Here is a 14,002-nt window from a genome sequence, read left to right as displayed (position 1 = left end):
CTTGGATCGTAAAACCTATATCACAATTGTAATTTTGATTCTCTTACCCATTCTTTCTATTCTGTATAAATTGAATGTTGCTGAGTTATCGCTTTTGCCAGTAGCAGTTGATGATACAGTCAATTTACAAGTAGTGATCTCTCCAAAGGAAAATGTTGCCATCTCTGAAGTTGTATTTCCAATCCCGAAACAATTTGTGCAAGCAAAGGTATTAAAATCGAATACCAAAACCGATGATTTGGATTTTCGTGTACAAAAAAAACAGTATGGTCATTTGGGAATTTGGGAAGGGGAAGATTGGAATTCCCACATAGGTTATTATGCGAAAATCAAAATGTTGCCCTATGAGAACAAAGATCCAGAACCTGAAATTCCAACTCCTTCTAAAAAAACACTAACTAAAGAACCTTATTATCTTTCGTTAAAACAATTTTCCACGGATGAAATTTCTTTAGCAAAAAAACTTTATGAACAAATTCATCCGTATGATAAAGATAATGTAGCATCCGCAAAACAAATTTATTATTTTATTTCAGAAGAAATTATCAATTCCCATAAAGATATCACATTATCTGACACCATTCGATTGAATAGTGGAAATGCATATACCCAAGCCTTACTTTTTTCATTACTTTGCCGAATGAGAGGGATACAAGCACGAACTGTTGCAGGATTTGATTTGAACAGGCTAACCGAAAAGGACAACAAAAACAAAATCACTTTTTGGAATGAAGTAAGGTTTCATGGGAAATGGTATTTTGTATCTACTTATAAAAGTATTTTTGCAAGTCCTGTAACGGGTTATCTACCTCTTTGGAAATCGGTTGAAGAAAAAAGGAATTTAGGTGAAGACCCAGTAACGTTTCGTTATACGGCTTATATTACCAAATCAAATGTAAATCGATATAATTTTAAAGAATATAGTGAAGAGATTGCTTCTAGTAATAGTTTTTTAAGATATTATTCTCTTTATAGTTTACCAACACCTTTACAAAACTTGTTTCGTTTGGTGATATTGATTCCAATTGGAGCACTTGTGTTGTCAATTGCTAGAAATATGATTGGGATTCCTACGTTTGGAATTTTTACTCCTATCTTACTTGCTATGTTTTTTTATGAAACAAATCTATGGTTTGGGATTGGGTTTTTTCTTTTGATGATTGCCCTTGGTTTCTTTGAAAGGTTTGCCCTCGACAAGTTTTATTTACTTGCCGTACCCAGATTGTCTATATTACTCACTATTACTGTTCTCACTTTGATACTTTTTTCCATCATCAATGAAGAGATTTCTATATTTAACCAAATGAGTGTTACCTTATTCCCAATTGTGATCACAACGATATTTGTAGAAAGGTTTTCAATTATGATCATTGAAGAAGGAGTCATGAATACCTTAGTTACTTTGTTTGGGACTTTGGTCATCGCTCTCATCAGTTATATGATTTTTTTCTTTGGTTCCTTACAGATTTTATTTTTTACTCATCCAGAGTTACTGCTCATTGTGATTGCGATTCAAATATTTCTTGGTTTGTATAAAGGGTATCGTATTTCCGAACTTTTTCGGTTTAAGGAAATTTTTAAATCGTGATTTCCATTTTCCAAAAATTTGAATCAGCAGGTATTCTTGGAATCAATCGAAGGATCGGCGAATTCATCTTACCAAACAATCCACGTGAGTTTTATCCACTCGTGGATGATAAATGGAAAACAGCAGAACTCTCGAGACAGTTTCATGTTCCTATGCCGAAACATTATGGTGTCATTGATACCTTTGGTGGAATCCAAAAGACAAAAGACTTAGTCAAAGACCACCCTGGATTTGTGGTTAAACCAGCAAATGGTGGGATGGGAAATGGAATCTTAGTCATCATTTCTTCTGAAACATCGGAACACGGGAAAATTTTATACCAGAAATCAGATGGAAAGTTTTTACAAGAAAAGGAATTAAACCATCATATCTCTGGAATTTTATCTGGATTGTATTCACTTGATGGAAATTCGGATACCTGTATATTACAAGAACGTTTGGAATGCCATCCATTCTTCCAAGAGATTTCGTTTCGAGGTATACCTGATATCCGTGTCATTGTATACTTGGGATATCCTGTGATGGCAATGTTACGTTTGCCAACAAAGGAATCTGGTGGTAGAGCGAATTTACACCAAGGTGCATTAGGTGTTGGAGTAAACTTGTCAAATGGAACTCTCACACATTCAGTATGTAATGACAAACTCATTGAAATCCATCCAGACACAAAACAGACATTAAGTGGTCGTGTTATCCCTCATTGGATTTCAATCTTAGAGATGTCGTCGAGGTGTTATGATCTGTCTGGACTTGGATATTTGGGTGTGGACATAGTACTCGATGAAACAAGGGGTCCATTATTATTAGAAATGAATGCAAGACCTGGGCTTGGGATACAAATTGCAAACCGAGAGGGACTTGTCGGGAGATTAAAAATTGTGGAAAGGATTCGGAATTCGGCGGATGGACCAAAGGACCGTGTCCACCGAATCTTGGAAGAGTTTTAAACCAACTAAGCTGTTTGTTTTACTGTTTGGAATACTGTGCGATTGAGAAGAGCCATTGCTCCGAATAGAATTCCTGAATACACGAAATCACCTAAAATTGAGTTTTGGAAAAATGGAATCGCCATTACAAAACATTCTCTGAGACCAGAAACATTCAAACTATACATCCCACTTGTTGCCCATACGGCAAAGTTTGTCACAACAAAGAAAACAACGGAACCAATCAAAGTATATCCAAATGCTTTTGAAACTGAAGTTTTGATTTGTTTTCCAAACAGAACAGATAGAACCATAAAACCGTAAACAACTGGCATTAGGTCATGGAATCCAAGGTAAAAATCAGATACTAACATCGCCAGGATGGGAACCACTAGGGCTAACTTTCTTTCAGTCAAATAGGCACCAGAAAAGAGAGAAACAGCCAAAACAGGCGTAAAATTGGGAGGGTGCGGTAAAATACGACTTAGGACAGTGGCAATCACCATCAGGATGGCAACAGAAACTCGAGATTGGAACATAGGGATAGACTCGTAAAGGGGGGGGGCTTTCGCAAGATAAAATTTGCGTTTGCTTCCTTGGTAGATCGGGAAAAAATACAAAGAGTGAACCCTCCCAATTTTGATTCACCGATCCAAAACCTACTCAAACTTACCAGTGACCTTCGTAGTCCCGAAGGTTGTCCTTGGGACAAAGAACAAACCCATTTGTCAGTTATCCCCCATTTACTCGAAGAAACTTACGAAGTGGTTGATACAATTGAACGTGGTGATGATACCCATTTACGAGAGGAATTAGGAGACTTACTTTTCCAGATTACCTTCCATAGCCAACTCGCAAAAGAACGAGGGGCATTTTCATTTGATGATGTTGCAAATGATGTCTTTCAAAAATTGGTGTATCGCCACCCCCATGTGTATGGAAACAAACAAGGAATTGGTTCGGGTGAAGAAGTTCTCACCCAATGGGACCAATTAAAGCAGAAGGAAAAAGAGAAAAAAGGAATCGATAGTTCCGATACAAGTATCCTTGCAGGAATTCCGAAATCACTCCCTGCCATCCAACGATCAGAAAAAATCCAATCAAAGGTCACCAAACATGGGTTTGATTGGCCAACAGTTTCAGGAGTGTTTCAAAAATTCCAAGAAGAAATTGGTGAACTAGATGTGGAACTACAAAAACAAGGATCTCTCCATTCTAAAAAATTAAAATATGATGCCCACATTGAAGATGAATTGGGTGATTTATTTTTTTTACTCGTGAACTTATCTCGAAAACTCTCCATCGATCCTGAAACTTGCCTTCGCCGTGCGAATGAAAAATTTGAGTCTAGGTTTCGTACTTTAGAAGGACTTGTCGAACAAACAGGTAAAAATTTAAAGGATTATTCCCTTGAGGAACTTGATCGATTTTGGGACCAAGCAAAATTGCAATTGAGAAATATATGAATTCAATCGGTCTAAACGATTTACCTTTTTTAAAAGAACTATCGATCATCGCCTATAAGTGGTTATCTGAAAGATTTCCGATTTCAGATAACCAATCAAATTTTGATCCAAATTCTGAACTTATATTCCCCATTCGATGGAAAACCAAAATTGACGGTGAGATCTTTGAATGGGTAGTCTCTGATATGGGATCCATTACACTCAGGTTAGGTAGAATGGAAGGAAACCGCCGTAACCCAGCACCAATTTTTTATTTGAGCCTTCTGAAAAAAGAAGGAGCAGAGTTCCAATGGGCCGATCCTGAAGGGAATTCCGTATCTTTTCCTGATCCTTCCATCATAGATGATGTGAGATCCCGGGTTCAATTGTATTTGGATTCGGTAACTTGAAAGAGAATGTGAATGAGTGAGTAAAAGAATAGAATGAGAAATTTTCTGAGAATCATTCAGGGTTCCTGAATTTTAAATTGAGAATGAGACATTTAAAGGAATCATCACAGCCTATCACAAAAGCTGTGATGTTTTTATGTAAGAAAGTTAGGACAAACTGTTAGGATTCTTTAACGTCCATCCCCACTTTTTTTTCAATGTTCTCAATTCGTTTGAGCCATTTGTTTAGGTTCACAATGTTTTTGATATTCACGCGGTATTTTTGGAACTCTGGGAAAGTAAGTCCTAAATCCCAACCCACATACACATCTTTTGTTTTTGGTGAAGTTCTTAAACTTGATCCACCTGCTATAATTGTTCCATCAACGAGTGTTAAGTGGTCACTAATGGCACAAGCTCCGCCAATGATCACGTGGTTTCCTAAGGTAACACTTCCAGCAAGACCTGATTGGCCAGCGATGATTACGTGATCTCCCACCTTACAGTTGTGAGCAACGTGAACCATATTATCAAACTTACATCCGTTCCCAATAGTTGTATCTGTTAAGGCTCCTCTATCGATTGTACAATTACTTCCCACTTCTACATCATCACCAATGACCACACGTCCCACTTGAGGAATTTTATTGTGTTTTCCTTCTGCGAAAACAAAACCAAATCCATCCCCACCGAAAGTGGAATTTCCAAATACAATGAATCGTTTTCCCACAATGGTATCATCAAAGAAGACACAGTTTTTTCCAATGCGGGCACCATCACCAATTTGAACACGATCTCCAATTTTGACACCGTCTTCGATGATACAATCGTTTCCGATCACACTGTCTTTTCCAATGGTTACAAAATGTCCGATATCTGTGTTGGTACCAATTTTAGCACTTGGATCAATTACGATTTGTGAGCTTCGTTTTCCCGAAGGTTGTTTTTCTGGAAAGAATAACCGAATGATTTTTGCTGTGGCAAGTTCCACTTTCGGAACAACAACGATTGTCTTGTCGCTGAGAGACTCAGCAGTTTCAGATGATACAACAAGTAAAGATGCTTTTGATGCTTTTGCTTCATTGACAAAGGTTTTGGAAGCAACGAAAGATATGTCAGTAGGACCAGCAAGTGTTAAGGAAGTAAGACCAGTAAAGTTTACATTCTTTATTGTTTCGGAATTTAAAAATTTTGCTTCTGGAAGAAGTGTTTGGAGTGTAGTTAGATTGATTTGAGTCATCTCCGATTCCTTATCATTGGATTTAAGACAAGGAATCAGAGAGGTTAAAGTTTGGCTAACACTATTAGCTAGTCTTAACCAACAAAGTTTTGGTTATCCTTCGATTTTATGTGCGATGACATCATCTAAAGAGAACGATCCAGCACCTTTGATGATTAATGGAATCGCAAGACCCACTGCAAGGATATGGTATTCATAACCGTAACCATTATTGTTCACAAAAAAACCATTTGGTAAGTGTACAAGCACTGCTGCTACAACCATAGTGGATGCAATTCCAAACGCTGCAAGGCGAGTGAAAAGTCCAAGGATGAGTCCAATCGCGCCAAAAAATTCTGAAACGATGGCAAGAACTCCAAAAATGTAAGGGATCCCTAAACTTCCAAAAAATCCCATAGTTCCTTCGAAACCGTATCCACCGAAAGATCCTAGAACTTTTTGAGCTCCGTGTGGGAAAATGACGAGACCGAGTGTCACACGAAGGATCGTGAGAGTGATGTCTTTGTTAGTAGCGAGCAATTTGTAAAACATAGAACCTCTTATTGCTAAATAGTTTAATATCAAACTACTTAATGATAGAGAAATCGGTCAATCTAAAATTTAGAATTTTTCTCAAGTTTTTTCGTACACGAGAAAGATCTCGTTTCCTTTGGCAAAATGTTGTTTTAAGGTCCAATTCTGTTTGTCAAAACCTGGTAGTTCTGAATTCCGATCGGCTATGCCAGCAAGGCCCGTTTTTCCGATGATATAAGGCACTACTGTGATATAAATGCGGTCCACAAGATCAGCTTCCAAGAAGGAAAAATTGAGTTTAGGGCCACCTTCGAGGAGGACGTTTTTGTATCCTTTTCGTTTGAGGATCCCTGTCACTTTTTTCGGGTCAATGTCATCGGAATCCAAAGCAAAGATCTCCGCTTTGTTCTCTAAACTGGTTTTGATTTCTTTTAAATTGGATTTTGTACAAATGATGAGCGGGATGTGGTCAGATTCCTCAAAGACATGTTTGTCAGGAGGAAGAGTTCCTTTTCGGACAAGGATGACAGGCCTTGGATTTAAGGCATTGGGAACTGCACGGATTTTTACGATCGGGTTGTCATTGATGATGGAGTTTTTTCCGATGAGGACGGCGTCGGATTGGGAGCGGTAAACGTCCATTTGGGTTTTGTCTTCACTAGATGTGAGGCCATACCAGCGGCCATCGGGGCGAACAACCTTTCCATCTAAGGTCATTGCCATATTAATCGATAATTTCATGAAATTTTCCTCCGAGAGAGATTCTGCAATTCGCGCTGGAGGATGTGGTAGACCTGCATCGAACAGGTCCCGCAGCCGGTAGAGGCCCTTGTTGTTTCTCTAATTTGTTCCATGGTTACGGCACCCGCATGGATGGCACGGACTAAATCTTCTTCCGTCACCATTCGACATAAACAGACCCGTTTTGGTCTCATGAGGGAATTTAAATCGAAAGGATCCATACCTGAACTAATCATTTGACAGATTTACGAAAGGGAGGGAAACTCTTTAATTACTTTCAACCAAGGAAAATTCTGAAACCCTCTATGTCCCAAGACAAAAACCCGGAAGCCAAAAAGAAAAAAAACCGTGAAATTTTCGGATGGTGTATGTTTGATTTTGCGAACTCATCCTATACCACAGTCATCATCAGTGTCGTTTATTGTGAAATTTTCACAAGACTCGTCGTACCGGCAGAAGTTGGATCGGACAATCCGTTCCGTATCGGGAATACTCTCTGGGCATGGGCACTGGCAGCATCCTATTTATTTGTAGTTGCAACAGGTCCCATCTTTGGTGCCATCACAGACTATAGTTCTAAGAAAAAATTATTCCTTTTCCTAAGTTACGTTGGTTGTGTAGTTGCAACTTTTTTACTCTATTATGTAGAACCTGGAATGATTTGGCTTGGAATGGTGCTTGTGGCATTCTCCAATTTTTTCTTTGCTTCGGGCGAAAACTTTGCATCCAGTTTTTTACCCTTCCTTGGATCTAAAGAGGATCTAGGAAAAATATCCGGTTACGCATGGGGGATTGGTTACTTCGGTGGGATTGGATCTGTTGCCTTAGCGACCACACTCGGTGATTATACCTTAGATAATTTCGATAACTTAAAGTTAGTTGGTCCTTACACAGCAATTTTTTTCTTAATCGCAGCAATTCCAACATTTCTTTTTTTAAAAGAACCACACCTTCCACTTGGGATATCTCATAAGGTAAATTACTTTAAAATTGGGAAAGACCGAGTGATCCAAACTTTAAAAGATGCAACTCACTTCAAAGATTTAATGATCTATCTTGTTTCCTTGTTTTTTACAATGGCTGCACTTGCGATTGTCATTTCATTTGCCTTCATTTATGGATCCCAAGAAATTCATATCGAAGCAGAGCATAAACAAGCAATGTTTATTTTCATCCAAATTTCTGCCGCAATTGGTGCACTTGCGTTTGGTGTGATCCAAGATAGTATAGGTGCTAAAAAAACATTCAACCTTACTCTTGTTTTGTGGCTTATGACTTGCGGATTAATTTATTACGTTCATGATCTAACTGCATTTATGAATGGTGTGCTTGGAAAAAATTGGACGGTTCAATGGGTGTTTGTTTTTATTTCCTCTCTTGCGGGAATGGGACTTGGGTCCACACAATCAGCTTCAAGGGCACTTGTTGGTATCTTTAGTCCAGAATCAAAATCGGGAGAGTTTTTTGGGATGTGGGGACTTTCAGGAAAAATTGCAGCAGCACTCGGGCTCTTTTTATTCGGTTATATCCAAACATTGGTGAGTTTACGAAATGCCTTCTTGGTTGTTGCTTTCTTTTACTTTTTATCACTTCTCATTAACTTATTCGTAAATGAAGAACGAGGAGTCGAGGCGGCCAACCGTTTTCAAGAAAAAACATGATTGTAGAAGACGAGGACGATTTTGAATTACACCAGAGCCAAAGAAATTTGGCTCTCGCTACCATCGACGAATTGATGTTAACGAAAATGGATTTGTTAGATGCCGAGAAAAAAGTCCCTCGTTTTATCAATAATGCTTTGTCTTATTTAAAAAGGAAGTATGTGACTGAGGAGCAAACGATTTCGCAGCTCCTCATGAGTCGAAGGGAAAAACAACAATCTTGAGGTTTTAGTCTTAGATCTTTTTTAATTTTAGTTAGTGTTATAATCCAAAATTTTTGTGATCATTTGTTTTTGATCCAATTCGATACTACGTAATTTAAAAGCAGTTTGTTTTGCAATCTTACGTAACATCTTTTTGTAAGACATCATGATATGTTTTTGTTTGTCATAAGGGAGTGGATCTTTTTCGTCGTTTAACACCATTGCGATGTCAGCTTCTGAAGTTTGTACAGGATCGTTCGGCCAAATGGTATCAGAAGTTAACGATCGAAAGTACTCCAATCGAATATCAGAATTGGTATCTAGTTTTGCTTCTCCCTTTTCATCTTTTTCAGGGCTTTCTGATCTTGGGGAAGGGTTTATGAGGCGACGCATTTCTTTGACATGGATGGTTCCATCTGCATTCACTCTTCGGAATGCTAAAATGATTTTGTCCAAATCGCTAAAATCCTCTTTGGGATAAATATAAGCAATTCCATCATATAAAAATACAGTAGGCCAATCGATGTAGGATTGCCCTTGTGGAAGTTTGATTTCCAAATACGGTTTTCCATCTTTATCTTTTTTATATAACTCTTTGTGTTCTTGTGGAGTTTGAGCTAAGTATTGAGCTGCTGTTTTATCGACACCTAACTCTTGTAATTTTTTCATCTTACGGAGGTTTTCGATGATACTAGCATGTAAGGTATCAATTTCGTTGTCTCCAAACCCATTTTTCCTTTGTAAGTCGATTTGTTTCTGGGAGTCCCTTTCCTTTAAAGTGGCGGAAGCTGGTTTTTCTGCAAAAACTGCAGTCATTCCTAAAAAGTAGCAGAGAAGAATGGAAAATCGTAGCATCATGACATACCTCTAGATGTTGTCCTTTATAGTATCGAATCTTTCTGTGTCGATTCTTGAATGGAAGTGAGTTAGATTTTTATTTGTGAAAAAAATCGCAACATGGCCTGGAATAGGTCATCTTCTGCTTCTCTTGCCTTGGGGATAAGGCCTGATAATTGGATGTAACCATGGACGAGGGAAGGAAAATGCCTTTCTTCCACTTTGACACCAGCTGTTTGGAGGTGTTTGGCATAGGTTTCGGCCTCTTCTCGCAAAGGATCAAAACCGGCAATGCCAATGTAAGTAGGAGGAAGCCCTTTTAATTCTTTGGTTTCCGCTAAAACGGGAGAATTCTGAATGAGGGATCTGTCCTTGGTTTGGGGCAGATAATTTTGGATGAACCATCGCATGAGGGATTTTGTTAGGACATAATTTTCACCAAAGAGTTCATACGTATCGGATTCTTTGGAAGTATCAAGCATGGGATAGAGTAATGCTTGGTAAATGGGTGCTTGGACATTGTTTTTTTTGGCACGCAAACAGAGGGTAGTGGCAAGAAGGGCTCCTGCACTGTCCCCACAGACCGCAATGGCCTTGGGAGAACCTCCAAAGATATAAGCAGAATTGCGAACATATTGGTAGGCGAGCCAAGCATCCTCATGGGCAGCCGGATATGGGTGTTCAGGTGCTAACCTGTAGTCCACAGCAATGACGATACTTTTTGTATAATGAGACAATTTGCGACAAAAGGAATCGTGTGTCTCCAAATTGCCTATCGTGAGTCCCCCTCCATGGAAAAAAAGAACCGTAGGTAAGTTTCTCTTCTGTGGATTTGCATTGTAGACACGGATGGGTATAAAAGAGGCACTGGGTGTTGGGATGAGTTTGTCTTCGATATGAGCGATGGGGAATTCTGCTGGTTCAAACAATTTCATTTGGTCTCGGTAGTGTTTTCTCGCTTTTTCGGGACTCATTTGTTCCATTTTAGGAAGGAACTTTGCAATGTTACAAGCAAGTGCACAACGTGGATCCAAAAGATTGGTTTCGTTTGTGTTGTTCTTTCGTGCGAGAGTGGATATCCAATTCTCAGGTAAGGAAAAGACAAACTGTGCGACTGATTTTTTGATACCTAACATTAAATAACCGATAATCTTTTTTGTAACATTCTATAGATTAAAAACAAACCATAACTATCTAATTTGCAGTAAGCTATCAAATCCTCCAAAACACGTTTTTTTTCTTCGGCTGTCACCTGCTTTTTTATCAATCTCAAATATTGGTAATTGGCATCTTGTCCTTCACGGATTGTAAGTCCAAAATGGCTTTCATCACTAAAACAAGGTAGGATTTCCTTCAGAGATGCTTTCCCATTTTGGCCAGGATGGTAAATCCAAAGTTTTTTAAAAGGCAAAGCAAGGTCGATAAACATCGATTTGATAGAATCCCAAAACTCTAAGTACTCTGGGAAAACGGTTGCAGATTCCTGGATGATCAATTTTTCAAAAAAATCATTAAACGAGAAGATAGTAATGCCTTTGGGAAGGTCATTTTGTAGATGTTCCATCACATTCTTTCTAGGATCACTTCCCAAATCATCATGTAAGTACGTTTTGTGCGTTAATGTATCCGTTTCCTGGTCCCAAATGTGAAGAGAATATAAATAAGGGATGTGTTGGAAGGGTTTTGTCTCTGGATAAATTGGCAGATAAGGATTGATGGATTCAAAATCAAGGAAGGCAACAGATTTTGTCACATTAGATAGGTATTGCGAAAGTGCCGCTGTATCAAAATGAACCTTTCCTGAACAATGAGACTCTTTTTGGATTTTTTGGATGGGAGAAAGTTCTGAATCGGGCACAGATTCGTACGAACTGTACCCTGATTGAAACCATTGTTTTGCCAACTCAGAACTGTCTCTGTAATCAAAAACTTCCTTCGCGGATTCTTTTCCTTTGGCACAGTGGGAAGGTGACAAACAGGTCTTTAAGGAACGGCAACTAGGTTTGTTCTCAAGAAATGAATAAGGAAAACTTCCTTCGTTTCCAGTTTGGATGGTTTGCAAAAATAGATTCCATTCTTCTTCTCTTACACCAAACTCTGATTCCATTCGGGATGTTACATCATCAATGAGTAAATATTCTTCCGATGGAATTTCACCACCTTTATACACAAATTTAGTTTGGATCCGAATGAGTTTAAATCCAATTACACGGTAACCTAAACCTTCTACCAATTTTTGGTAAAAGAAAAAGGACCGAAGGATGTCTTGTTTGATGGAACCAATCGGACGAAAATCCCAAAGGATCCAACCATCCCTCTCTTTTTCGTATTCCATCAATTCGACACTGCCCACAAAGTTTTCGAATCGAAGTTGGGAACCAAAATGTGAAATTTTTTGTTTTAAATAATTGGAAGATAGCTCAATCGATTCTTCCCTGTTAGTCGATTTCTCTACGGTTGGTGTGCCTGGAAATAATCCTTTGCATAACGAAAGATAATCTCCCCATTCTAAATAACCACCGAAGGATGCGGTATTTGGTTTTTGTATGACCTCATCATGGATCAAATGGAATGCATTTTGGCATTTAAGAGCTTGTAGGTATAATGATTTTGTAATGGGAGTCAAAGGGATATCAAACGAGTTGGTATAAATTTTCCCATTCATTTACATACTTGGTAAATGTAGTTTTCCATTCGGAACTACATTCAACTAATGCTTCTGGTAAGATTACAAAAAATTGGAACAATGCATTTTGATTTGTTGTCATGACTTTGTATTTATTTTCAAAGTTTTCATATGGTACTCCTTCCAAAAAAGACTTCCATCTATCTTCATAATTTTCTTGGATTGTGAAATTGATTTCTGTTTCTGGATGGACTTGTAGAGAAAGAGGATGAAAGTTTAGATCTTCCTTTGAGATTTTCAAATTCGAAAAAAACTCTTCTTTGGTTTCTTTTTTCACAGTGATTTTGGGAAGAATGAAACGACGTAGGGATTTTTTACCTCGATCATAGGCTAACACATAAAAGTCTGTTGTGTTTTTTCGGATCAAACGGTATGGTTCAATGGTTCGTTCTTTCTCATCATAACCATATACGATGGTGATTGCTCGTTTGTCTTTGATCGCTTGTAGGATTTTTTCTGTGTTAGTTGTATCAACGGCATTTTCATCCGAATCAACAGGAACAAATTGTTTTGTTAGATTGGGAATCAAATCCAAATGATGTGAAAATAGTTTTTGTGACAAACTGATGAGTTCTCTGGATAACTCAGAACTAAATAAAACTTTGGATAAATACTCTAATTCTTCCTTGGAAAATTTTAAGGAACGATCAATGGATTCTTTTTCAATGTAATAGGGAAAAAAGTCTTCTGATTGGTATCCATATTGAGCCACTTTGATATTAAAGCCAAGGCTCTTTAATTGGTTTAGGTCACGGTATAATTTTTTACGATCCGATTCGATGTCTTCGTTTTTATAAAAACGAGGCATGATGTTGCGAAATTTCTGGAAACTAATTCCCTTTGGTTCGCGTAAAAGGTTGAACAACAAACTGAAAAGGCGAACCTCAGTTTCGTTCATTTTTTTTACTTCAATCATGGGAAAATCTTCAAAAGAAGTCATATCTTCCCAAAAAGTTTGTTTTTTTGATTCCGAAAAGTAGAAAATGAAAAAAATTGGAAAAGAATGCGTTTCATCGGCCCAATCATTTGCCTCGTATTGACAGTCAACTGTGCTACCTATTGGAAAAATCGGAAAAATGATCTGAAAGATATTGTTACCGTAGGAGCTGAAACTCCGATGTATGGAGCAGCTGTTAAAGTAGGGCCTCTTCCGATTGGATTTGTTTTCCAAGGTGGCGAATCAGAAATGGGAAAACGCGATTTAGGTCGTGGTGTTGGAATCAGAGGTGGAGAAATTGGTGGGTATCATTCCCAACAACTCGTCTTTGGTATCTTAGGTGGAGAAAGTTTCCATTCAGGTTCTCCCGTTCTTGATGCTAAAGGCAATTGGCTTGTAGATAAAAAAGGAATTCCCCTCACGAATGATGAAAGGTCAAATTTAAAAAGTTATAAGATGAGATATTATTCTTATTTTTATGATCCCGTTAAAGATAGAAAGGTAAGAAAAAAAGAACACTTTAGACGAGAACTTACAAAAGACATCGTTGCAAGCACAGGTCAAAAAGAATTTTTAATTTACCTTCCCAAAGAAGATTTAAAACCATTTGGTTATCCTCCTGGTTATTCATGGAACGTCGAAGTTGTTGGTGGTGTGTACGGAGGAGCGAGAGTAGGATTTAATATTGCCGAAGCTTTTGATTTTTTGTTAGGATTTACCACCGTTGATTTATTAGATGATGATGTCGAAGGAAAGGAAAAACCAAGTTTCCCTGGTTTTCCATTCCCAGCCCCTACCGACCAAGAAAACGAAGAAGAATCGGAAGGACCTTAATT

At 38.1% G+C, this 14,002-nt stretch carries 16 protein-coding genes; 7 read left to right on the top strand and 9 right to left on the bottom strand.

All coding sequences use genetic code 11. The features are described from left to right. Position 1 precedes the first annotated feature (1 nt). Together DI076_RS10640 and DI076_RS10635 are read left to right on the top strand one after the other, a co-directional pair. Entirely contained in the window at positions 2 to 1,588 is a 1,587-nt protein-coding gene (locus tag DI076_RS10640) for a 7TM domain-containing protein (RefSeq protein WP_108959854.1), read from the top strand. Next, positions 1,585 to 2,535 carry an alpha-L-glutamate ligase-like protein gene (locus DI076_RS10635; RefSeq protein ID WP_108959853.1) on the top strand — a complete coding sequence of 317 codons (951 nt, stop codon included), beginning with the start codon at positions 1,585 to 1,587 and terminating at the stop codon, positions 2,533 to 2,535. Before DI076_RS10640 ends, DI076_RS10635 begins: the two co-directional genes overlap by 4 nt. A 5-nt stretch (positions 2,536 to 2,540) precedes the next feature. On the opposite strand, the gene DI076_RS10630 is transcribed toward DI076_RS10635, so the two are convergent. Beyond that, positions 2,541 to 3,053 carry a DUF6580 family putative transport protein gene (locus DI076_RS10630; RefSeq protein ID WP_108960922.1) on the bottom strand — a complete coding sequence of 171 codons (513 nt, stop codon included), beginning with the start codon at positions 3,051 to 3,053 and terminating at the stop codon, positions 2,541 to 2,543. A gap of 84 nt (positions 3,054 to 3,137) precedes the next feature. Between DI076_RS10630 and mazG the strand changes: the two genes are divergently transcribed. Next, positions 3,138 to 3,980, top strand: a complete 843-nt coding sequence (gene mazG, locus DI076_RS10625; RefSeq protein WP_108959852.1) for a nucleoside triphosphate pyrophosphohydrolase — start codon at positions 3,138 to 3,140, stop codon at positions 3,978 to 3,980. Further along, positions 3,977 to 4,369, top strand: coding sequence for an LIC_13241 domain-containing protein (locus tag DI076_RS10620; protein WP_108959851.1), 393 nt, complete (start codon positions 3,977 to 3,979; stop codon positions 4,367 to 4,369). The genes mazG and DI076_RS10620 overlap by 4 nt, the downstream gene beginning before the upstream one ends. A gap of 160 nt (positions 4,370 to 4,529) precedes the next feature. Here the strand turns inward: DI076_RS10620 and lpxD are convergent, their stop codons facing one another. From lpxD to DI076_RS10600, 4 genes are all read right to left on the bottom strand, one after another. Beyond that, entirely contained in the window at positions 4,530 to 5,588 is a 1,059-nt protein-coding gene (lpxD, locus tag DI076_RS10615) for a UDP-3-O-(3-hydroxymyristoyl)glucosamine N-acyltransferase (protein WP_108959850.1), read from the bottom strand. Between the two features lie 93 nt (positions 5,589 to 5,681). Further along, entirely contained in the window at positions 5,682 to 6,119 is a 438-nt protein-coding gene (locus DI076_RS10610; RefSeq protein WP_108959849.1) for a DoxX family protein, read from the bottom strand. Between the two features lie 81 nt (positions 6,120 to 6,200). Next, entirely contained in the window at positions 6,201 to 6,842 is a 642-nt protein-coding gene (locus DI076_RS10605; RefSeq protein WP_108959848.1) for a RibD family protein, read from the bottom strand. Further along, the gene (locus DI076_RS10600) at positions 6,839 to 7,036 is read right to left on the bottom strand and encodes a (2Fe-2S)-binding protein (protein ID WP_265355909.1); all 198 of its coding nucleotides are present in this window, start codon (positions 7,034 to 7,036) and stop codon (positions 6,839 to 6,841) included. The genes DI076_RS10605 and DI076_RS10600 overlap by 4 nt, the downstream gene beginning before the upstream one ends. 111 nt (positions 7,037 to 7,147) lie before the next feature. Between DI076_RS10600 and DI076_RS10595 the strand changes: the two genes are divergently transcribed. Beyond that, on the top strand, positions 7,148 to 8,503 hold the full coding sequence (locus DI076_RS10595) for an MFS transporter (RefSeq protein ID WP_108960921.1): 1,356 nt from the start codon (positions 7,148 to 7,150) through the stop codon (positions 8,501 to 8,503). Further along, the gene (locus tag DI076_RS10590; protein WP_015677408.1) at positions 8,500 to 8,727 is read left to right on the top strand and encodes a hypothetical protein; all 228 of its coding nucleotides are present in this window, start codon (positions 8,500 to 8,502) and stop codon (positions 8,725 to 8,727) included. The genes DI076_RS10595 and DI076_RS10590 overlap by 4 nt, the downstream gene beginning before the upstream one ends. A 27-nt stretch (positions 8,728 to 8,754) precedes the next feature. On the opposite strand, the gene DI076_RS10585 is transcribed toward DI076_RS10590, so the two are convergent. The 4 genes from DI076_RS10585 to DI076_RS10570 form a co-directional block, all read right to left on the bottom strand. After that, positions 8,755 to 9,564 (bottom strand): LIC13212 family protein, encoded by an 810-nt coding sequence (locus DI076_RS10585; protein WP_108959847.1) that lies wholly within the window; start codon positions 9,562 to 9,564, stop codon positions 8,755 to 8,757. A 68-nt stretch (positions 9,565 to 9,632) separates the two neighbouring features. Continuing rightward, on the bottom strand, positions 9,633 to 10,679 hold the full coding sequence (locus DI076_RS10580; protein ID WP_108959846.1) for an alpha/beta hydrolase: 1,047 nt from the start codon (positions 10,677 to 10,679) through the stop codon (positions 9,633 to 9,635). Further along, on the bottom strand, positions 10,679 to 12,208 hold the full coding sequence (locus tag DI076_RS10575; protein ID WP_167396526.1) for a DUF2779 domain-containing protein: 1,530 nt from the start codon (positions 12,206 to 12,208) through the stop codon (positions 10,679 to 10,681). Before DI076_RS10575 ends, DI076_RS10580 begins: the two co-directional genes overlap by 1 nt. Further along, positions 12,177 to 13,169 carry a helix-turn-helix transcriptional regulator gene (locus DI076_RS10570; protein WP_108959845.1) on the bottom strand — a complete coding sequence of 331 codons (993 nt, stop codon included), beginning with the start codon at positions 13,167 to 13,169 and terminating at the stop codon, positions 12,177 to 12,179. Before DI076_RS10570 ends, DI076_RS10575 begins: the two co-directional genes overlap by 32 nt. A 63-nt stretch (positions 13,170 to 13,232) precedes the next feature. Between DI076_RS10570 and DI076_RS10565 the strand changes: the two genes are divergently transcribed. After that, a complete protein-coding gene (locus DI076_RS10565; RefSeq protein ID WP_108959844.1) occupies positions 13,233 to 14,000 on the top strand; it encodes an LIC13411 family adhesin in 768 nt (255 codons plus the stop codon). Positions 14,001 to 14,002: the final 2 nt, after the last annotated feature.

Source organism: Leptospira ellinghausenii (genome assembly GCF_003114815.1).
GTDB classification, from domain to species: Bacteria; Spirochaetota; Leptospiria; order Leptospirales; family Leptospiraceae; genus Leptospira_A; species Leptospira_A ellinghausenii.
The sequence above is the reverse complement of the archived record's forward strand: the minus strand, read 5'-3'. Positions and strand labels throughout refer to the sequence as shown.